Origin of the sequence: Candidatus Rhabdochlamydia oedothoracis (assembly GCF_019453995.1) — a bacterium.
Lineage (GTDB): Bacteria > Chlamydiota > Chlamydiia > Chlamydiales > Rhabdochlamydiaceae > Rhabdochlamydia > Rhabdochlamydia oedothoracis.
Genome location: NZ_CP075587.1, coordinates 886619 through 907853, shown reverse-complemented (window position 1 = coordinate 907853; position 21235 = coordinate 886619). Strand labels below are relative to the sequence as shown.

General features: G+C 37.0%; 14 protein-coding genes and 1 pseudogene. 9 read left to right on the top strand and 6 right to left on the bottom strand.

Features of this window, described 5'->3' with window-relative positions; genetic code table 11:
* Positions 1-150 precede the first annotated feature (150 nt).
* Positions 151-462, bottom strand: coding sequence for an IS30 family transposase (locus RHABOEDO_RS11450; protein WP_350339709.1), 312 nt, complete (start codon positions 460-462; stop codon positions 151-153).
* 190 nt (positions 463-652) lie between these two features.
* On the opposite strand from RHABOEDO_RS11450, the gene RHABOEDO_RS05010 reads away from it, so the two are divergent.
* Both RHABOEDO_RS05010 and RHABOEDO_RS05005 read left to right on the top strand, forming a co-directional pair.
* Positions 653-1666, top strand: a complete 1014-nt coding sequence (locus tag RHABOEDO_RS05010) for an IS30 family transposase (RefSeq protein ID WP_215216525.1) — start codon at positions 653-655, stop codon at positions 1664-1666.
* 96 nt (positions 1667-1762) lie between these two features.
* Positions 1763-2496 (top strand): annotated as a pseudogene (locus RHABOEDO_RS05005) (IS5 family transposase).
* Here RHABOEDO_RS05005 and RHABOEDO_RS05000 read toward each other — a convergent pair.
* Genes RHABOEDO_RS05000 through RHABOEDO_RS04990 form a run of 3 tightly spaced genes read right to left on the bottom strand, consistent with a single transcriptional unit; the run spans position 2493 to position 5707 of the window.
* A complete protein-coding gene (locus tag RHABOEDO_RS05000; protein ID WP_215216523.1) occupies positions 2493-3638 on the bottom strand; it encodes a glycosyltransferase family 4 protein in 1146 nt (381 codons plus the stop codon). The pseudogene RHABOEDO_RS05005 and the gene RHABOEDO_RS05000 sit on opposite strands and share 4 nt — an antisense overlap.
* Positions 3639-3641: 3 nt before the next feature.
* Positions 3642-4904 carry a YbbR-like domain-containing protein gene (locus RHABOEDO_RS04995; RefSeq protein ID WP_215216522.1) on the bottom strand — a complete coding sequence of 421 codons (1263 nt, stop codon included), beginning with the start codon at positions 4902-4904 and terminating at the stop codon, positions 3642-3644.
* Positions 4901-5707 (bottom strand): diadenylate cyclase, encoded by an 807-nt coding sequence (locus tag RHABOEDO_RS04990; RefSeq protein ID WP_215216521.1) that lies wholly within the window; start codon positions 5705-5707, stop codon positions 4901-4903. The genes RHABOEDO_RS04995 and RHABOEDO_RS04990 overlap by 4 nt, the downstream gene beginning before the upstream one ends.
* A gap of 193 nt (positions 5708-5900) precedes the next feature.
* On the opposite strand from RHABOEDO_RS04990, the gene RHABOEDO_RS04985 reads away from it, so the two are divergent.
* Both RHABOEDO_RS04985 and cydB read left to right on the top strand, forming a co-directional pair.
* On the top strand, positions 5901-7259 hold the full coding sequence (locus tag RHABOEDO_RS04985) for a cytochrome ubiquinol oxidase subunit I (protein ID WP_245397575.1): 1359 nt from the start codon (positions 5901-5903) through the stop codon (positions 7257-7259).
* Positions 7260-7262: 3 nt separating this feature from the next.
* Positions 7263-8288, top strand: coding sequence for a cytochrome d ubiquinol oxidase subunit II (cydB, locus tag RHABOEDO_RS04980; protein WP_215216519.1), 1026 nt, complete (start codon positions 7263-7265; stop codon positions 8286-8288).
* Here the strand turns inward: cydB and RHABOEDO_RS04975 are convergent.
* Complete coding sequence (locus RHABOEDO_RS04975) at positions 8285-9724, bottom strand: protein kinase domain-containing protein (protein WP_215216518.1); 1440 nt, start codon at positions 9722-9724, stop codon at positions 8285-8287. The genes cydB and RHABOEDO_RS04975 overlap by 4 nt on opposite strands.
* Before the next feature lie 609 nt (positions 9725-10333).
* Between RHABOEDO_RS04975 and RHABOEDO_RS04970 the strand changes: the two genes are divergently transcribed.
* The 3 genes from RHABOEDO_RS04970 to RHABOEDO_RS04960 all read left to right on the top strand — a co-directional run bounded on the left by RHABOEDO_RS04970 (position 10334) and on the right by RHABOEDO_RS04960 (position 12680).
* Positions 10334-11575, top strand: a complete 1242-nt coding sequence (locus RHABOEDO_RS04970) for a lysophospholipid acyltransferase family protein (RefSeq protein ID WP_220017841.1) — start codon at positions 10334-10336, stop codon at positions 11573-11575.
* Positions 11565-12278, top strand: a complete 714-nt coding sequence (locus RHABOEDO_RS04965) for an RsmE family RNA methyltransferase (RefSeq protein WP_215216516.1) — start codon at positions 11565-11567, stop codon at positions 12276-12278. The genes RHABOEDO_RS04970 and RHABOEDO_RS04965 overlap by 11 nt, the downstream gene beginning before the upstream one ends.
* A 63-nt stretch (positions 12279-12341) precedes the next feature.
* A complete protein-coding gene (locus tag RHABOEDO_RS04960; RefSeq protein ID WP_220017840.1) occupies positions 12342-12680 on the top strand; it encodes a hypothetical protein in 339 nt (112 codons plus the stop codon).
* 4 nt (positions 12681-12684) lie between these two features.
* Here the strand turns inward: RHABOEDO_RS04960 and pyk are convergent, their stop codons facing one another.
* Entirely contained in the window at positions 12685-14127 is a 1443-nt protein-coding gene (pyk, locus tag RHABOEDO_RS04955; protein WP_215216514.1) for a pyruvate kinase, read from the bottom strand.
* 95 nt (positions 14128-14222) lie between these two features.
* On the opposite strand from pyk, the gene uvrA reads away from it, so the two are divergent.
* A complete protein-coding gene (uvrA, locus tag RHABOEDO_RS04950) occupies positions 14223-19850 on the top strand; it encodes an excinuclease ABC subunit UvrA (RefSeq protein ID WP_245397574.1) in 5628 nt (1875 codons plus the stop codon).
* Positions 19851-20004: 154 nt separating this feature from the next.
* Positions 20005-20904 (top strand): hypothetical protein, encoded by a 900-nt coding sequence (locus tag RHABOEDO_RS04945; RefSeq protein ID WP_220017839.1) that lies wholly within the window; start codon positions 20005-20007, stop codon positions 20902-20904.
* Positions 20905-21235: the final 331 nt, after the last annotated feature.

Genomic DNA, 21235 nt, shown 5'->3' with positions numbered 1-21235 from the left:
GTCTCTAGCTCGAAACTAACCATTTAGTGATAGACAAATTCTTTTCCGTTGTCTGCTGTTAATGTGTGTACAAAATCTTTGATAGGTTTAAGTTGTTCAATTAACGCTTGACTTACTTCCTCTGCAGTTTTATGAGAAACTTTGGCGAGCTTAATTTAGCTTGGAAGTTCTTTCTACCATTGATACAATTACGCCTTTATGTCCTGCCCCTATGACTGTATCTAGTTCCCAGTCTCCTAAACGAGCCTTTTTTTCTACAACACAAGGCCGTTGCTTAATATCTATACGACCAGGGATGTTCCCTATTCCAGAAGTTCCCTTTCTCTGCTTGTTATATTTTTTCCCTCGATGACGGAGCTCTCTATAAAGCTGTCCTCCCTGTCGTTTATCTTTCCAGATATGATTATAGATGGTCTCATGACTAACATGTTCTTTACCATGTCTTTTAAGCCATCCGGATATTTGTATAGGGCTCTATTGCAACTTGATTTTTTCTTCAATACGGGTAACTATTTGAGGAGTCATTTTTTTATTGGGCTGAGAATTTTTTCTAAGAGACTGTTTAAAATCTTTTCAGTAAGGAGTCTTTTCAAGTTTGAAGTGCACAGAAGAATTAAAAAAAGAATAGGCAGGCGATGAAAGAATCTCTATTGTGATTTTTAACAATCAAACACAAGGAGAGACCTTGCCTAAAGGCTACCATCACCTAACCTATGACCAAAGATGTCAGATTTATATTTTAAAAGCTAGAGGAGATACATCTAGCTCAATAGCAAACATTCTAAAAGTTCATCATAGCACTATTAGTAGGGAACTTAAGAGAAATAAAGGGCAACGAGGATACCGTCATCAGCAAGCTCAAGAAAAAGCATTTCTTAGAAAAAATTCTCAGCCCAATAAAAAAATGACTCCTCAAATAGTTACCCGTATTGAAGAAAAAATCAAGTTGCAATGGAGCCCTATACAAATATCCGGATGGCTTAAAAGACATGGTAAAGAACATGTTAGTCATGAGACCATCTATAATCATATCTGGAAAGATAAACGACAGGGAGGACAGCTTTATAGAGAGCTCCGTCATCGAGGGAAAAAATATAACAAGCAGAGAAAGGGAGCTTCTGGAAGAGGGAACATGCCTGGTCGTATAGATATTAAGCAACGGCCTTGTATTGTAGAAAAAAAGACTCGTTTAGGAGACTGGGAACTAGATACAGTCATAGGGGCAGGACATAAAGGCGTAATTGTATCAATGGTAGAAAGAACTTCCAAGCTAACTAAGCTCGCCAAAGTTTCTCATAAAACTGCAGAGGAAGTAAGTCAAGCGTTAATTGAACAACTTAAACCTATCAAAGATTTTGTACACACATTAACAGCAGACAACGGAAAAGAATTTGCCTATCACCAAATGGTTAGTTTCGAGCTAGAGACAGACTTCTACTTTGCAACGCCCTACCATTCTTGGGAAAGAGGCTTAAATGAGCATACAAACGGACTAGTTAGGCAATATTTTCCTAAAACACAAAGCTTTTTAGATACGACTTCCAAGGATATAGAAAGGGTGGAAACTTTACTAAATAACAGACCTAGAAAGGCTCTCAACTTCGAAACTCCACTAGAAGTGTTTACGAGATTATCTACAAACATGCTATGCTCGGGTGCACAATAGATGTTTTTTCAAGTATTTATATGTTCTTTTTTGTGCACTTCAAGGTTGAAAGGGCCAGGTATAATGATAGTTTTCATAAAACCTTTGGAGGTAATTATGACCCGCTCTTATCCAAGAGATATCTCTCGTAAGCAATTTAACAAAATCCATCTAATACTTGAGTCTACACGCAAAAAAACACGTCCACGAAGAGTTGATCTATATGATATTTTTTGTGGAATTTTGTACATTTTAAAAAGTGGTTGCCAGTGGCGTATGTCAGGGCCAACGCATGAAGATTTTGCTTGATAATTGAGAGATAAAAAATGATTCTGGCTCCTTTTTCATAAGGAGTATAAAATGGAAGGATTCCTTAAAAGCAGTGGTCGGAAAGAGAAAACAAGCTTTTTAATTATTGATGCTCAAAGTGTTAAAAATACTGATACAGCGGAGAAGATAAGGATATGATGCAGGGGGAAAAATATCAGGAATAAAAAGACATATAGCAGTCGATACCCAAGGGCTCCCTCATGCGATTCACATTACCACTGCTAATATCACTGACAGAAATGGGTGTATAGAAGCATTTTCACTACATAAAAACCATTGGAGGATATTCCGGAGAAAAATTTGCAAAGAGTGTGCAGGAGATATTAGGATGCATATTAGAAATAGCCAAAAGAAATACACTTCATACTTTTACAGTTATTCCCAAAAGATGGGTTGTAGAGCGTTCTTTTGCGTGGATAGAAAAATGTCGCAGGCTATGGAAAAATTGGGAAAGAAAACTACATGCAAGCCTGAATATGGTGGTTCTTGCTTTTATTGCTCTACTTTTGAAAAGATTTTAAACAGGATCTAAGATTAATTCAACCATGCGATCTAATTGATGGGAAAAATCGAAGCTTTTTACAGATTCGCGAATAGCAACCGCGCTTTTCTCTGTCTTGGGATGAGAAAGGGCTGTATGTAGAGCTTGAGCAAATGAGGATATATCTTCTAAAGACTCAATTACGGTTCCATTAGTAGGGGATAGAATTTCTGAGCCGCCATTACGTGCAGAGGACACGACGAATAAGCCCATAGCAAGAGCCTCAACTGTAACATTGGCAAAAGGATCATAGAAAGAAGGGATAACTAAAGAATCAGCGTATTGATAGAATTGATAGGTGTCATTTCTAGGCCCAAAGAAGGTGACTTTAGATTCTAGATTTAGCTCTGATACTTGTTGTTCAAAGTCTGCTAAATGATATTCTTTTCCAATTACACTTAAATGAAAGCTCTGATTGTCTATCAAAGAAAGAGCTTGTAGCAATTTAGATAACCCTTTACGGCGGTAATTATTTCCAATGAATAAGAAGTGGTAGCAAGAAGAAGGGAGTTTTAATTCCTGGAGAATAGTTTGTTTTTTTTGATGCCAACTTTGAAAATGAGGCTCCAAGGCAGTCCATTCTACTCCATTATGTACAACTTGTATTTTTTCTGGAGCAATATCATAGTGAGAGAGCACTTCTTGTTTAACAAGATGCGAATTTGTAAATAAAATCTGTAATTCTGGGTGCTCAAAAGCTTTCTTTTCCAATTGTAAAGTCATTTGATGTAAGGGGTTAAAAAAGAAGCTAAGCTTTTTATATACCCCTTCTTCTTGTGCTCGGTAGTTTAAATAAGCTGCATGGACTCCATTTCCTGCACGAATATGCGTTTGAAATTGATTGCGATCTAATCCAAAAATAATCGGCGTAGGATGCTTTTTTATGTATTGAGCGCAGCAACGATTAAATTGCAATAGATTCAAAACGCTTAATCGATAGTCAATGGGAAAAGAAACGATGTTAAGGTAATCTGATATAAACGGAGGATGAGAAGCTCCTGTTGTTAATAGAGTTACGGGAAGATTTTTTTGACAAAATCTTTGTGCTATCTGCCAAGTGTATTTTTCTAATCCACCTGTTTGTGTAAGGCTGCTTTTTAAAAGGGTGATTTGATATTTCATTTATTACAAATTAGATGGTGTTGTAAGGCTAACAGAAGAATCCATTTCTTCGATAGTAATTACGTTTTTTTTTAGGGAAATAGATAGATTTAGTTTTGTTTCATCGGTTTTGAATAATAGCAGACGATTTACATAACTGCGAAAGCGATTTCTTAAGTACTCCTCTCTTAGTATAGGAGCTAATAGCAAAATATCTGGATCGACGAGCTCTCCGTTAAAAGCTTGTACATATTGGTTTTCTAATTGCCTGGGATTAACCAGTTGTACATTCCAAGAAAGCCTTTCTTGCTTAGCGTGTGGTATAACGATAATTTCGATCTGAATCATTTTTTCAATAAGATTTAAAAAGCGAGGTCCCAATCCATTAACTAAAAGAGGAATCTGAAGGACGCCTTGTCCGTGTATTTTTTTCAACAAAGTAGATTCAGCTAATTGCACTGTATCGGGGTTTAATTTGTTTAAGGTTTCAATAGGAAAGAATAAAGATACAGGGATAGCGTAATTGAGAGGAGAAAAGCTAGAACGAATAAAATCTATTCTAAGTAATTTTGCGTTTGGATCATCGATAGAGATAGGAACATCGCTTAAAGAAGGCACTTTAATCTGTGTCCAATAATCAGGTACAAAAAAGCTAATGACCTCTTGTTCAACGTGGTCTAGAGCATCAAGTTGTGATTTTTTCACTTCATTAAGGTTTAAAGTAAGCCTTAACTCTTTTTCTTTGAGCCGTTTTAAAGTATCTTCAGGTCCTTGTACTGTAAGAAGTAAGCGATAGGGCCAGATATTTAAAAATTGATAACCGCGCGGGGCTTCTCCTATGGGCTTAGTGATGATGATAGGTATTTGCTCTGTTACTAAATTAGTCATTCGCACAATAAAGCTAGGGTATTGAACACGTTTAATCACTTTAGATAGATCAATTTCAGGATTTAGCGAAGACAGGTTTTTTTTAGATATGGTACCCATGAATTCGTCTGGTTTATCCGTTGCGTCCAACACAACTTCCAAATCATAAGAACTTAACTCGTCAATAATGGTTTTGTTGCCAGTGACTGTTAGATTGAGCTGTTTAATAAGATGTCCGTTTGTCTGTATTCCCTCCAATATTTTTTCTGGAGGTAGGTTAATGATGCGAATAGGGACATTATTAATAGTGCGTGTACTAATCAGTGTTTGGTTCACAATAAACCAGATAATAATTGCTAAAACTAAGGCTACAAGTTTTCTAAGCCAATTAGAGAATATTTTGGAAATTACAGCATTCATTTCTGAAACCAATTTCTAAAGTTAAGTTTAGTTTTAAAATTTGTGTTCATAGGAGCAGGAGGTGTAAAAATGCTGCGGATAATTCCTTTAAATCTGTCAATTTTCACGCCAGGTGTCATCACTCCATCACGAGCAATAGAAACTCTGCCCGCTTCTTCGGAGATAATGATAATTACAGCGTCTGTCAATTGACTTGCTCCTAAAGCTGCTCTATGCCGTGTACCCATGGACCTGGTTAGTTGTAGGCTATCTTCAGCAAGAGGCAGAATTACAGAAGCAGCAAGAATAGTCGTATTGCGAATAATCACTGCACCATCGTGCAGAGGAGTTGTTGTATCGAAAATGGATTCTAGTAGCTCAGAAGAAAAAGTTGCATTGAGTTGTATGGCTTTTCTGGCAAAATCATCTAGGGAATCTTCGTTTTCTAGTAAAATAAGAGCCCCGAGTCTTTTTTCTGCAAGACGATATACAGAAGTTCCTAAATGGTCTAAGAACTTATCAAATTCTGTTACTTCTTTATAACGTCGTCCTTTAGGACTAAGCTTAGATAAAGCTACACGCATTTCCGGTTGAAAGATGATTAATAACCCCAATAATGCTGTATTGCTTAACAATCCTATAATTCTGTGTAATATCGGAAAATTTAACCAAGCAGCAAAGAAAAAAGCTAATAAAATAGCTAATAATCCCAACACCACATCCATAGAACGCGTATTCCAGAAAAACATAAGTAAATAGTTAATCACCAAAGTAATTACTAGAATTTCAAAGAGAGAAGTAAAACTATGAAAAAGCGCACTCATTTTTTACATCTTAGGAGTTGTTTAATAGAGTTTGAGCCCAGGCAAAATATAACAGAAAAGACGGCTAGAAAAAAGAATATTTTTTAATTTAAACGATCTTAGCTGATCTTGGCTTTGAGTTTTTTTCACGATGTTGTTAGGATCAAGAACTATTCATTTTTTAAACTTGAGAAGAGAACTTATGGATGTTGTTATGTTGTCTCGAATTCAATTCGGACTAACAAGTGCATTCCACTATATTTACCCCCCTTTAAGTATTGGTATAGGGTTAATGCTTGTCATTTTTGAAGGTTTTTATTTAAAAACAAAAAATGTTCTTTATCAACAAATTGCAAAATTTTGGACGAAAATTTTTGCCTTAACATTTGCCCTTGGTGTTGCAACAGGACTTGTACAATTATTTGGATTTGGGACAAATTGGGCTAATTATTCCCGTTTTGTAGGCGATGTTTTTGGCAGTGCTTTGGGAGCGGAAGGGATCTTTGCTTTCTTTTTAGAAGCGGGTTTTTTGGGGGTTATGTTATTTGGCTGGGAAAGATGCAGTCCTAAATTTCATTATTTTGCTACCATTTGCGTAGCTTGTGGTGCGCATTTTAGCGCTATTTGGATTGTTGTAGCCAACTCTTGGATGCAGACACCCGCTGGGCATATCATCGCAGGTGAAGGTAAGCAAGCGTGCGCCATCATTCATAATTTTTGGGAAATGGTCTTTAATCCTTCGAGTGTAGATCGCTTAATTCATGTCATTTTAGGTTGCTGGCTAGCGGGGATCTTTTGCATTTTGAGCGTGAGCAGTTATTACTACTTAAAAAAGCGCTATACGCTATTTACAAAGGCTACTTTACGCATATCTTTAATCGCAGCAGCCCTTGTTCTCATCTTGCAACTCGTTTCAGCAGATAGCACAGCAAGAGGAGTTGCCAAGAATCAGCCTTCAAAATTAGCCGCTATGGAAGGGATCTATGTAACAGAGCCTAAAACCCCAATCACGCTATTTGGTTGGACTAACGATGCTACAAAGACGGTAAAAGGGCTTAAAATTCCTGGCCTTTTGAGCTTTTTGGTTTTTCATGATTTTACTACCCCTGTTACTGGGTTTGATCAAATACCAGAAGATGAAAGACCTCCTATTCAAGTGGTTTTTCAGTCTTACCATATGATGATTGCTATGTGGTCTTTAATGGCTTTGCTTACCATTTTAGCTTGTATTCAATACAGACGTAAAAAGCTCATGCATTCTAAATGGATTTTACGCGGTTTAGTGATTTCTGTCCTATTTCCTCAGATTGCCAATTTTAGCGGCTGGATGACAGCAGAAGTAGGAAGACAGCCTTGGATTGTATATAGAATTCTTAAAACAGTGGATGGTGTTTCAACCAATATTCACGAAAGTCAGGTCTTTTTTTCGATTATGATGTTTTTAGTGATTTACGCCTTGTTATTTGCTCTATTTATCTATCTACTGAATCATAAAATCCAATACGGTCCAGAAGATGCTTTGCAAACACAGCAAGATCTAGTGTATCGTAACCCTTTTGAAAAAGAGGTTTAAAGAATGGATTTTACCCTTAGTTTTATCTGGTATCTTGTAATAGGTATTGCAATCATTTTTTATGTTGCCTTAGACGGCTTTGACCTAGGAACTGGAATGTTGCATTTATTTACAAAAACAGATCGAGATAGACGTATTTTTTTAAATGCTATAGGTCCTGTTTGGGATGGGAATGAGGTATGGCTTGTCATTGTAGCAGGGAGCTTGCTTGCGGGATTTCCTCCTGTATATGCTACTTTGTTGTCCGGTTTTTACAATCTCATTATGATTTTTCTTTGCGGGCTTATTTTCCGTGCAGTGGCTATTGAATTTCGTAGTAAGCAAAATTCTGTATTGTGGCGCAGGGTTTGGGATAGTACTTTTTCGGTTGCTAGTTTTATCATTGGATTCATCTTAGGTCTTGGATTGGGTAATTTAATCCAAGGCGTTCCCCTGGATCAGGAAGGCAACTTCATAGGAAGCTTTAGTCTATTTTTCCGTCCTTATCCTATTTTGATTGGATTATTTACCACAACACTGTTTATTATGCACGGCTCCATCTATTTAACTATGAAAACAGAAGGGGTGTTGCATGAGCGATTGCGTATTTGGGTCAAACGCTGCATTCTCTTATTTGTAATTACCTATTTTATCACAACGCTTTCTACTTGGATGTTTATGCCTCATATGGTAGAGCGCATTAAAGAGTATAGATGGCTCTCGCTTGTTCCTATAGCTGCTCTATTAGCTATTCTAAATGTACCCAGACTATTTTCTCTAAAAAAAGACTTTCAAGCTTTTCTTTTTTCCTGCTTAGGAATTATCCTCATGCTTGTTGTTTTTGGGATAGGCACATTTCCTAATCTTGTACGCTCTTTAATACAGCCAGATCTTTTAAGCCTGAACTTCTTAAACGCTTCTGGTTCAGATTTAAATCTTACCGTGCTATTGATTATTGTAGCTATTGGACTTCCCTTTGTATTTTGTTATAGCGCTATGATTTATCGCGTTTTTAGAGGGAAGGTTAAGATTGAATCTTCCAGCTATTAAATAGCTTCACTTACAGCTTGAAAAGGAAAGATTCTTTCAAATTCTGCTAAAGCTTCAGAGGCACTAATGCGCTCTTTCCAGGAGGCTTCTAGCATTCGGTTTACAAGAGAATACAGCTTTTCGCTGTTTTCTGCTTTAATTCTAGAGTTCTCTAGCAGCATTGCTAGGGTAACTCCCATGGCATAAACATCTCTACGCAGTAGGAGTTTTGTTACGTCTGCATAAATTTTAGCTCTTCCCTTCTTTATTTTCTTAGAGTTTTGTTGTTCGTACAAAGACTGATACGCTTTATAGTCTTCTTCTAATTGATAATAGGGAGCGCCGTATGCCCATTTAGGCTGTTTTGATAGGTCATTGGCTCCTCCAAAATCCGCAATAACACATTCTATAGAAGTATCGCTTTTTCTCCTAAACAGACAGTTTGATTCTTTAATATCTCCGTGGCTAATTTTCTGATTTTCCAATTCTTTTAACCCTCTAAGGAGCTGTCTAGCAGCCTCTATTTTTTCCGCTGTCTCTAATTGGCGCATTATATTATCAAGACTAGTGTCATATTTTGGTGCTATGTATCCACAATAATTGATATCTTTTAGTCTAAAGTTAAATAAGGAATAGGGTTTTTGTTGAATTCCAGCCGGGTTGCTATTATGAAAAATCTTGCTTAAGATGAGATCTTCATTTCTAACATCTTCATTTTGATTAGATGCATGAGCTATTTTTGCAACAGATATTCTACCCATAGATAATTCTTGGACGGTTAATACTTTTCCAAAGCAACCTTTACCCAACACCTTTTCTGTAAATAATGTGATTAGTGGCCATTCTTTATTTTCTTGCTTCTTTAAAAAAAGTATGCTCCCATCTTTTAGTAAATAACTCGATTCTTGTTTTTGTTTAGCATGAAAATGGGAGAATGCTGTTAATCCAAGCAGTTTGCGAAAACAAGTCTTTGATATGGGATCCCCATTAGTAGTTTTTAACTCATTACCGTTTTCTTTATATCTTGTTTTGGTTAATTCTTGAAAAAACGCATCTATTTTCTTTTCGGCTTCACGAATTGTTTCAAATTGCTTTTCAATTTCTAAATGAAAATTTTTCGAACAGGTTTTATTAACCTTAATACCTAATCGATTTGAAAGGCTATTCATATTGATATAGATTGTTTTCCCTTTATATGTGGTTTTAAAGAATTTAAGATCCATCATGGACATGATGGATAAAATAAAAGACTTACTGCACTCAAAAAAACCCTTACCAATAACTTCTACGTATACATTTGCTGCTGCTTGAATAGAGGTGTCATTTGATGGTAATTCGAACTTCAAGCGGTTCTTTTTTGAACCAGCAGGTAATTCAATCACCTTTCCCGGTACTTTACTGTATGTTTCTGAGGCTGTTGTTTTTTCAATATTAATGGTATCTAGATAATATGACATTAAAATCCTATAGTTAATATTAATTAAGTCTATATATTAACATTTCAATGTTAATTTTAATTAAATATTAACTACGAATAAAAACAAAAGAGGGCTTGTATAAAGATTTATAGGATTACTATCGCTTTATTTTTTTGAACTGTTCTTTAAATTATCAAAGATATCAGTATATAGTGGTTCCGATTCAATCGTATAGAAAAATATTTTGTTTTGTGTTAAGCTATTGAGCATACAAACGGACTAGTTAGGCAATATTTTCCTAAAACACAAAGCTTTTTAGATACGACTTCCAAGGATATGGCAAGGGTGGAAACTTATACTAAATAACAGACCTAGAAAGGCTCTCAACTTCGAAACTCCAATAGAAGTGTTTAGGAGATTATCTACAAACATGCTATGCTCGAGTGCACAATAGATGTTTTTTCAAATATTTATATGTTCTTTTTTGTGCACTTCGAGGTTGAAAGGGCTTTTGGTAAACCCTAAAGATGCTACTATAAGCACCCTTAATTAAGGGTTTTTTTTGAATTTATTAAAACTATGAGAATAACTTACCTATTCATATATTATGCCTTAACCTGTTATACATAAAAAATGTTCTCCGATCGTTTGGTATATTTTAGTATTTTAGTCTTTACCTGGCCTTTGCGTTGGCTATCTTATCGAAGTATTCATAAGATAGGCGCTTTTCTAGGGGCTTGTCTTTTCTATGGATCTTCCAAGTTCCGTAAGCGTGCATTGACCAATTTGAGCTTAGCTAGTAGTTTACATCTCTCTAAGAAGGAATTGGTTTCTCTAGCTAAGCGCTCTATACAAAATGTGATGATCACCTATTTAGAATACCCTAAGCTTTCTAGAGAAAAAAACATCCATCACCTTGTGCAGTGCGAAAATCCAGAACAGGTAGAGGGTTTGTACAAAGCAGGAACATCTCCGATCTTTTTTTGTGGACACCAAGCAAACTGGGAACTTTTTTTTCTAGAAGGATCTCAGCGCATGCGAGGGGTTGCTATAGGAAGACCGATTAAAAACCAATTTCTCTATAATTGGACACTTAAAATCAGACAAAAATACGGTGGTAAGATTATCCATCCCAGAGAAGCGGTAAGAGAAGGATTGAAAGCTTTAAGAGCAGGGTCTTTTTTGGGAATCGTCGGTGATCAAGGAATGCCAGAGAGGGGTTTGTGCTCCTCTTTCTTAGGCAGGAAAGCTTGGACATCTCCTATACCTGCATTGTTATCTTATCGGACAGGATCCCCTCTTGTTGTAGCAACTATGAAACGTCAAAAAACAGGCTACCATATTCGGTATTCCGAGCCTATTTGGCCTAATCGAAAAGCTCCTGCTCATCAAGAAATAGAGAGAATGATGCTGCAAGCCTTATCTATACTAGAGACAAGTATTATGGAAAAACCGGATCAATGGCTTTGGCTGCACAATCGTTGGAAACAACAAACCTTAAAAAGAATAAAAGGAAAGTTTCGTTTTGAGTCTATTTGTGTAATTTTGCCCCAAGAAAGATCTTTATTTGAAAAAATAGCTTCTGATTTGATAGCTTTTCGCGAAGTGTATCCGCATGAATTCATTACACTTAAAGTTCCTAAAAGCTACTCTGTACAAATCAAAGATATGCAAATAGAGTATTATGAAAAAGAAGAGGATCTTTTGCAGAGCAACTTCTGCTATAAGCTGATCTATAACTTTTCTTCTTACCACAAACTCTATCGTTATTTTTTAAAGCTATCGGCTTTTCAGATCATTTCTTTAGAGCAATTGTATCGCTTAGGAAATACGCAAGACGATCAACCTTTTTCTCAGGTTTTAAAAAGGGCGGTTTTGCGTGCCCCATAATCGATTTTTTTTAGAATCTTCTTTTCAAAAAGCAGATATCTTATCTGTTACTAGTAAAGAATTACATCATCTGAATGTGGACCGCATTCGTTTAAAAGAGAAAGTGGAATTGGTAAACGGAAAAAGACAGCTAGCTATCGGATCTGTTGTACAAATAGAAAAAACACGCATGCAAATAGAGATATTATCCGTAGTAAAAGAAGATGCTAAGCCAAGTATTATTATAGCTCAAGGGATTGCTAAGATGAACCATTTAGAATGGATCATAGAAAAAGCAACAGAGCTAAATGCCACAGAATTTTGGCTTTTTCCTGGGGAGCTGAGTGAAAAAAAAGGGGTTTCTGACCAGCAATTACACCGTCTACAAGCTCTTTCTATTGCAGCTCTTAAACAGTGTGGTAGACTTGATTTACCCGGTATAGAAATAAAACCTCCTCTTAACCAGTGGCAACAGATAAAAGCAACTATGTTAGTTGGCGATCTTTCTATACAAAATCCTTATTTATGGGAAATGCCTAAAAATGAGTGCATTCCTCCTATTATTTTCTGTATCGGACCAGAAAAAGGATTGTCTGATAGGGAAAAATCTTATGTAATCTCGCATTTACACGCTAAACCCATACGTCTTCATTCGAATATTCTAAGAACAGAAACAGCTAGTTTAGTAGCACTTAGTTTAATACAATCTAAAATAAAAATATAATTAATAGTAAATCGTTGAATTATTTATATAGTAAATGTAGGATGAAATTATAAACTAAGGAGTATGCGTATGAGCGCTTTTCAACCCTCTTCAGGAGCTCATCCTCTTTTCATCAAAGAGGCTGAAAAATTAAAGGCAAAAGTCGATTCTTTAATTTCTAAGATCCAACAAGATGAACACTTTAGTCCCAGCCGCAAAGAAATAGGAAAGCACGCAAAAACCTTGATGGATTTAATGAATCAATACCATGATCAATTCCACAATCATGAAAATTTTCTTAAGGCGGCTTTGATTGATCTAACTGCTATTCCAGAAATGGCACCTCAAATGCAAAAGCTTTCTTTTTTAACAGCTTTAAAAGAGGCCTCTAAAGAATTGCAGCTATTTCTTAAGTGCTACTAAACATTTAAGAGAAACTATTGCCTCCGATGGTTTCTACAATCATGGTGTTAGTTGTTCTACTAATTCCAAAAGGATCTCCTGCTACCACTACCACCAAATCTCCTAACTGTACAATTTCTTGCTCTAGAGCAAAGTTACTTATTTGTATAAAAGCCTCTTGGATATTTTTTTGTGCGGAAGATAACGCGGGGGTAACCCCCCATTCAAGAGCTAATTGATGATACACTTTAACATGGGGAGTTAAAGCAATAATAGGAATTTCTGGGCGAAGACGGGATAGAGCTCGTGCAGAAAACCCGCTATTGGTAAAAACAAAAATTGCCTTAGCATGAGAACTATAGGCGGTTTTAACCGAGGCTAGAGCTACAGAGTTTGTTATGGCTATATCCTTAAAACCTATTGCCGAATCATTAGCAAATAATTGCCGGTAATTAAAATCCTTTTCGGTCTCTTCTGCAATCTCTTTCATCATTTGCACTGCTTGAATAGGGTATTTTCCAGCAGCGGTCTCTCCTGATAACATGACAGCAGATGTGCTATCATAGATAGCATTAGCTACATCTGACACCTCAGCACGTGTGGGCAGAGGGTTTGCAATCATTGATTCTAGCATTTGGGTTGCAGTCACAACGGGTTTACCTGCCTGACGACACTTACGAATCATCATTTTCTGTAATCGAGGTACTTGGTTTAAAGGCAGTTCTACTCCTAAATCTCCTCTTGCTACCATGATCCCATCTGCCACTTGCAAAATGGCATCAAAATTTTGTATACCTAAACTATTTTCTATTTTAGCAATAATAAGAATCTCAGACCTTTCTTGATCCATCAACAACTGCTTGATTTCTAAAACATGTTCAGCAGAACGAATAAAAGAAGCGGCAATCAGATCAACGCCTAATCTGCAGCCAAATACAATATCCTCTATATCTTGCTTTGTCATAGAAGGCAGATTGATATTAATTCCCGGGACATTGACACCCCTGTAAGATCGAATAACCCCATGATTTTCTATTTCAACTAAAACCCCTTTTTTAGAGATTGCTACAACTTTGGTTAGTATATAGCCGTCATCAAACAAAACTTGAGCGTCTACTTGAAGAGAATCAAGCACAAAAGAGGGCTGGATAACTATGCCATTAGCATCTCCTAGCACCTTTTCCTTGGTAATTAATATTTTTTGTTTGGGGAAAACTTCCAAACAATTATTTTTAATGGCCCCCAAACGGATTTCAGGTCCCTTGGTATCCAGCATAATAGCAAGAGGAACCGCCTTCTCCTTATGCGCTTTTTTTAGCATTTCAATGGTTTCTCGATGTTCTTGAGGGCTTCCATGGCTAAAATTTAAGCGGGCTACGTTCATCCCTGCATCGATGAGTTGTAGAATTTTTTCATAGCTTCTAACAGAGGGGCCAATCGTACAAATGATTTTTGTCTTTCTTAACATGTGCTATAAACTATTATTTAATGGTTGTCTAAAAGGATTATGATACTTAATGCAAGTATTTCAAAAAAAGGGAAATAATGTATGATTTGTTGTCTATGCGCCAGATTATTTTAAAAAAAGTAGCCGTTCACAACTTAAAAGAAGTAAATCTTACTTTAAATCACAACCAACTGATTGTGTTTACAGGCGTATCGGGATCGGGTAAATCCTCATTAGCTTTTTCTGCCATTTACGTGGAAGGACAAAGGCGTTATTTACAATCTCTTTCTACTTATGCCAGACGCCATTTAGGAGATCTGCCTAAACCGAAGGCAGAAAGTATAGAAGGAATATCCCCTACTGTAGCCATTGAACAAAAAACAGCTGGTCGCAATCCAAGATCTACGGTAGGAACAATCACGCAAATCTATGACTATCTACGTGTTCTTTTTGCACGAGTGGGCATTGCTCATTGCCCTATTAGTAAGCAAATAGTAACCCCTCAAAGCATGAGTCAAATCATACGGCGCATCCAAAAACTTAAAACAGGTACTAAAATTTTGATTTTAGCGCCCTATGCTTCCAATAAAAAAGCAGAATTCAAAGAAGATTTTAAAGAGCTTTTGCGTAAAGGATTTACCAAAATACTCCTAGATGGAAAAATGGTTAATCTAACAGAAGAGATTGCGATCGATGGAAAAGTAGCACACGATGTAGATCTCATTATTGACCGACTGACTCTTGATCCAACTGAAGAGAAAAGACTTCTTGAATCCATTTCTCAAGCGTTAGAAGCAGGTCTTGGCGTTATGCGCGTCATCCTTGTCGATACACAAGAAGAGCTGCTTTTTTCAGAGCATGCTTTCTCTTCAGAATCTGGGTTATCTTATGCCCCTTTAGAACCCTCTGATTTTTCTTTTAATCACCCTAAAGGGATGTGTCCAAGATGTCTAGGATTGGGAAGGATAGAAGATTTTGATTTGGAGAAAATCATCAACCCCAACCTGTCTATTAAAGAAGACTGCTGCACAGTTGCAGGATCTTATAATACAGTACGCTGGGGCAATATTTACGATAATTTAGCTCGTATTTACGGCTTTAGTGTGAGTACTTCTTGGAAAAAGCTTTCTGATAAAGCCAAACAAGTATTTCTATACGGAATAGAGCAAAAATGGACACCCATGAAATTTGTCCATCCTATAAAAAAAACGCGCTGGACGGAATATGTGCATTTTAAAGGCGTATTAGCTGATGCAAAAGAGCGTTACGAGCAAGCACAAAGCGATCTTTATCGTGCAAAAATTCAAGAATTACTTATACCATCCATCTGTCCTAGTTGTTTAGGAGAGCGCATTAAACCCTATCCTGCAGCAACTACTATTCATGGAAAAAGAATTGCGGAAATTACCCATCTATCTATTCATGATGCTTATACTTTTTTTGAAAACCTTGTCTTTACCGATGAAGAACAGATCATTGCAGAAGAACTTTTAAAAGAGATCAAGCAACGTCTTGCTTTTTTAAAAGGAGTCGGTTTGCATTATCTCAGCCTTGAGCGCAGCGCACCTACTTTGTCTGGAGGAGAGACGCAACGTGTACGTTTGGCTACACAAATTGGCTCAGGACTTGTCGGCGCCACATATGTACTCGATGAGCCTTCGGTAGGTCTGCATCCACAAGACAACACCCAGCTGCTACATACTTTAAGAAAACTCAAAGAGCTAGGCAATACTGTGATTGTTGTAGAGCACGATGAAGAAACCATTCGCGCAGCAGATACAATTGTCGACGTAGGCCCAAAAGCAGGAAAAGAAGGAGGTGAAATTATCTCTTGTGGCTCACTTGAAGATTTACTGAATACTCCTTCTTCTCTTACAGGTGCCTATCTTTCTGGCAAATTAAATATTCTCATTCCTAAACGACGCACAAGCACTTCTTTTTTAACTATAGAAGGAGCTTCTCATCACAATCTACAGCAAGTTACCCTGAAAATTCCCTTGCATTTGCTCGTTGCGATTACAGGGGTATCGGGATCGGGTAAGTCCTCTTTAATTACAGATACCCTTTATCCGATACTCGATAATGCTCTTCACCGTGCAAAACTACCCATTGGAACTTATAAAAACATAAAAGGCATAGAACAAATTGATAAAGTGATTGCGATTGACCAAACCCCCATAGGCAGAACCTCCAGATCAAATCCCGCTACTTTCATTAAACTCTTCGACGATATTCGCGATCTATACAGTCAACTTCCGCAAAGCATTGCGCAAGGGTATGCAGCAGGTCGTTTTAGTTTTAACGTTAAGCAAGGATCTTGTATCCATTGCCATGGCATGGGAATGATCAAAGTCGATATGGATTTTATGGAAGATGAATGGATAGAGTGCTCGATTTGCGAAGGGAAAAGATTTGATGAAAATACTCTATCCATTACCTATAAAGGGAAAACGATCTACGATGTTTTAGAAATGACTATTGCAGAAGCGTCTGTATTTTTTTCCTCTATTCCTCATATCCATCAAAAATTAGACATGTTGCATCAAGTAGGGCTTGAGTATTTAAAATTAGGCCAAGCCTCGCCTACTCTATCAGGTGGCGAAGCACAGCGGATTAAGTTGGCTAAAGAACTTTGTCGTTCCAGTAGAGGACATACCGTGTACATTTTAGATGAGCCCACAACGGGACTACATTTTTATGACATTGATAAGCTACTTCAAGTATTGCAAAAACTTGTTAACAAAGGTCATAGTGTTTTGGTAATCGAGCATAACATCGACCTGATTAAAATAGCGGACTGGGTTGTCGAATTAGGGCCTGAAGGAGGAAAAAAAGGAGGTAAAATCATCGCCTCTACAACTCCTGAAAAGCTGGCTAAAATGCACACTCCTACCGCTTTTTTTATCAAACAGGCATTAAAATCTCTACCTTTGCTACCACCATCTTCTACGATAGATCTAAGGCAACAAAACCAGTTAATTACCGTTGTAAAAGCTTCCCAGAATAACTTGAAAGAAATCGATGTTTCTATTCCTAGAAATAAAATCACTCTCTGTACAGGTCCTTCTGGTTCAGGGAAATCTTCCTTAGCTTTTGAAACACTCTATGCAGAAGGACAAAGGCGCTACATTGAATCTCTCTCTCCTTATGCACGGCAGTTTGTCAAACAAATGCCTAAGCCTAAAGTAGAGTCTATTGAAAATCTCTCCGCTGCCATTGCAATTGAACAAAAAAATCATGCGGGTAATCCCAGATCTACTATCGGTACCATGACGGAGATCTATGATTTTTTACGTATCCTTTATGCACACTTAGGCATTCCTCACTGTCCTGAGACAAAAGAACAAATCCGTACCATTAGCAAACAATATGTAGTAAAGAGCCTAACTCAATTACCTCTACATACTAAAATACAAGTCCTTTCTCCAATAGAACTCAAGCGCTGTGAGAGCTTTACCGAGCTTACCAAACGTCTACAGAAATTAGGCTACTTGCGTATTCGTTTAGATAATACCTATTTTACCTTAGATGATCCTATTCCCTTTGATCCCAATCGCAGACATCAATTATTTCTGGTCATTGATCGTCTGCAGGTAGAGCCTCAAATAGAACAGCGCTTGTTTGATGCGATTGAAAAAGCCTCCGATCTTTCTAAAGGATCTCTTGTCGTAGCTCTGGAAGATCGAGACTTATTTTTCAATCTCTCTTTTGCAGTCCCTAGTACCGGCAAGTCTTATCCACCTATTACTCCACATACCTTTTCGTTTAACACAGAACAAGGGATGTGTTTAGAATGTCATGGCCTGGGATTTCAATATGGAGCCGATCTTTATAGATTTCCAGAGATAATGAAGCTCTCTTCTTATGAACTCATCTGTATTTTTTGGAAAGAAGCTGCCTCTAAATACTGCCTTAAAGTTTTTTATCAATTATTAAAAAAACAGATAATCGATCCTAATCAACCCATTCAATCTCTTCTACCAGAGCAGATCCATTTTCTTTTTAACGGGGCTAAAGAAACCATTTCTTTAGATCATTTAGAACTGCAATGGCTAGGATTTAACTCTATACTTGCCAACCTAGCAAAATTAGGAGATGCCCCTACTAAACAAATCCTTTCTACCCTGCTCAATCAAAGCACATGCTTTGCTTGCCAAGGTAGAAGATTAAATCCTCTTGCTCGTCATGTTACCATCAATCAGGTATCGATTGTAGATCTGTGTCATTTTTCTATTGACCAAGCTATACATTTTGTAAGTTCTTTAACAGCTGATGTTGAGTTCATGCAAGATGTCCTAGACCAAATCACTCAACGCTTAAAGCTTTTGCAAATGATCGGCCTTGAATATCTCTCTTTGGAGCGCAGCGCTCCTACTCTCTCTGGCGGAGAAACTCAACGCATTCGATTAGCCAGACAAATTGGCAGTGGTTTAACAGGCTGCCTTTATGTATTGGATGAACCAACCATTGGCCTGCACCCCTATGATAATGAAAAGCTCAACCGCGCCCTTCTTCACCTTTGTCAACTAGGCAATACCCTTGTTTTAGTGGAACACGATCCGCTCACGATTCAACTCGCCGATTATGTATTGGACTTTGGGCCAAAAGCAGGAAAAGAAGGCGGTAAAATTATCGCACAAGGCACTCTGCAAGAAATTAAAGACAACCCTCATTCTCTAACCGGGGCTTATTTAACAGGAAAAAAGAAAATCCCTCTTTCCTCCCGTCGAAAACCCTTTTCTTTTATCAAGATAAAAAATGCGCACCTACACAATCTAAAAAAGATTACTACACAAATTCCTTTACACGTTTGGACCTGTCTTTCAGGCGTATCAGGATCTGGTAAATCCACTCTATTAACCGATCTAATCTATCCTGCTGCTTTAGAAGCTATCCGTACAAAAAAATCGGAGTTTGCTTACTCAAACACACACTTTAGCAATCTAGCTGTCGATAAGGTCCTTATGCTCGATCAAAATCCCATTGGCCAAACCAATCGATCTGATATTACTACCTATGTGGATTTACTCGCTTCTCTTCGCCTATTTTTCTCTGCACTTCCCGAAGCTAAAAAACGTGGTCTTGTTCCTAAAAACTTTAGCTTTAATCATCCTAAAGGAATGTGCATAACCTGCCAAGGACATGGAATCAGACGTGTTTCCCTACAATTTCTACCCGATGTATCTATCGTTTGTGAATCATGCAAAGGTTTTCGTCTTAATGCCCTTAGTCTTACTGTAACCTATAAAGGCCAACACCTCGGGCATATTCTACATATGACAGTAGAACAAGCTCTTTCTTTCCTTCCTCCCATTCCCAAAGCTATACGCATTTTAGAAACCCTACAAACAGTCGGTCTTGGTTATCTAGCTCTTGGTCAAGAAATAGCTACCCTCTCCGGAGGAGAGGCTCAGCGCCTACGCCTTAGCCGCGAGCTATCTAAATCTGCACGAGGACATACTCTTTATTTATTTGACGAACCCTCCGTCGGTCTTCATGCAGACGACATCGCTAAACTCATTCCCATCTTCCAAAAACTAGTCGATAAAGGCCACACGGTAATCATGATCGAGCATAACCTTGATTTACTCTCTTCTGCAGATTACCTCATTGATCTAGGTCCCGGCAGTGGTCTAAACGGAGGAGAAATCATGGCAAAGGGAACTCCCGAACAGGTAGCAAAAAGTTCTCAATCAAGAACTGCGCCCTATTTAAAAGAACATTTAATCTTTCTCAAGAAGTAACTTACCTCTGTAGTTTCTTTTTCAATTGCTTCTGGATTTTTATATTCTACTAGTTCATAAGTGAAGAAAATCAATTTACTTTAATAAGTAAATTAAAAAATATAAATAATTAAATTAATATTAATTCATTATTATAAAATTGGAGTGATATATCATGGCGATTGTAGTTACTACAAGCAACTCAGCAAGCACTAGTAATATTAATAATCTATTAGAGGTTAAGAAAATTACCTCTGATGAAGAAGAATCTATAGATAAAAAAGTTTTAGACATTGTTCTTATTGCCCTAAAACAAATGTCTATAAAAAACCACTGTTCTTATTGCCCTAAAACAAATGTCTATAAAAAACCAAGGTCTTATTTTACAAAAACAAGAAAAAACATTCATAGAAAAGCTCTTATTTCACAAAAACAAGATCTTACTTCACAAAACCAAGCTCTTATTTCACAACAACAAGATCTTACTTCACAAAACCAAGCTCTTATTTCACAAAAACAAGATCTTACTTCACAAAACCAAGCTCTTATTTTACAAAAACAAGATCTTACTTCACAAAACCAAGCTCTTATTTTACAAAAACAAGATCTTACTTCACAAAACCAAGCTCTTATTTTACAAAAACAAGATCTTACTTCACAAAACCAAGCTCTTATTTCACAACAACAAGAAGAGAAAAAGACTACTATTCCACCACCACCACCACCTCCTCCTCCTTCTTCTGTAGAAGATACAAAGAAGATAGAGAAAAAACAAGCAGAATCTGATTCTAATTGTACGAATGGAGCAAAAGTTCCTAAATTTAAAATACTATATCCAACACAAGAATTAATAAAAAATCAATACAATAAAATAGTAAACAAGCCTAAGGAAGCTAGCCCATTGCCCCAAACTAGTACAATGCTTTCGTTAGAAGCTGAACCACTACAGAATAGAACTAATCTTCGCAGAACGCAATCCATGCATGTAAAAAGCAATTATAAACAAACTGAAGAACAGGGATTATCAGTTTCTGATAGAATAAAGCAGTTTAATTCAGTCGAAAAAACAGAATAGACAGGAAAACATTCAGTCTATTTAAAGATAACTTGCTCATTTTTAATAATTATTAAATAAAAAAATAAATAGGAAAATTATTATATGTCTATACCTGTTACATCAAATACTATGTCTAACCTCCTAGATAACTCACATAAAATAACAGAGGATTTACAGCATTGGTTTGAATCATATCAAGCACCACAGCTTAAATTATGTTATGCTAATATCTCTTATCTTCCCAAAAGCGAGACAATTCAGAAACTAGAGGAGAACTCCCCTCCTAAACCATGTCATGCTAAAATTACTTATCATGGAGGGAAATATACAAAAACCTTCCAAGAACACA

Excerpts from the sequence above, each read along its gene's own strand:
- RHABOEDO_RS04945 (WP_220017839.1), top strand. The coding sequence starts at position 20,005 with ATGGCGATTGTAGTTACTACAAGCAACTCAGCAAGCACTAGTAATATT.
- RHABOEDO_RS04985 (WP_245397575.1), top strand. The coding sequence starts at position 5,901 with ATGTTGTCTCGAATTCAATTCGGACTAACAAGTGCATTCCACTATATT.
- RHABOEDO_RS04990 (WP_215216521.1), bottom strand. The coding sequence starts at position 5,707 with ATGAGTGCGCTTTTTCATAGTTTTACTTCTCTCTTTGAAATTCTAGTA.
- RHABOEDO_RS04995 (WP_215216522.1), bottom strand. The coding sequence starts at position 4,904 with ATGAATGCTGTAATTTCCAAAATATTCTCTAATTGGCTTAGAAAACTT.
- RHABOEDO_RS04960 (WP_220017840.1), top strand. The coding sequence starts at position 12,342 with ATGCGTATGAGCGCTTTTCAACCCTCTTCAGGAGCTCATCCTCTTTTC.
- RHABOEDO_RS05000 (WP_215216523.1), bottom strand. The coding sequence starts at position 3,638 with ATGAAATATCAAATCACCCTTTTAAAAAGCAGCCTTACACAAACAGGT.
- pyk (WP_215216514.1), bottom strand. The coding sequence starts at position 14,127 with ATGTTAAGAAAGACAAAAATCATTTGTACGATTGGCCCCTCTGTTAGA.
- RHABOEDO_RS04975 (WP_215216518.1), bottom strand. The coding sequence starts at position 9,724 with ATGTCATATTATCTAGATACCATTAATATTGAAAAAACAACAGCCTCA.
- cydB (WP_215216519.1), top strand. The coding sequence starts at position 7,263 with ATGGATTTTACCCTTAGTTTTATCTGGTATCTTGTAATAGGTATTGCA.
- uvrA (WP_245397574.1), top strand. The coding sequence starts at position 14,223 with ATGCGCCAGATTATTTTAAAAAAAGTAGCCGTTCACAACTTAAAAGAA.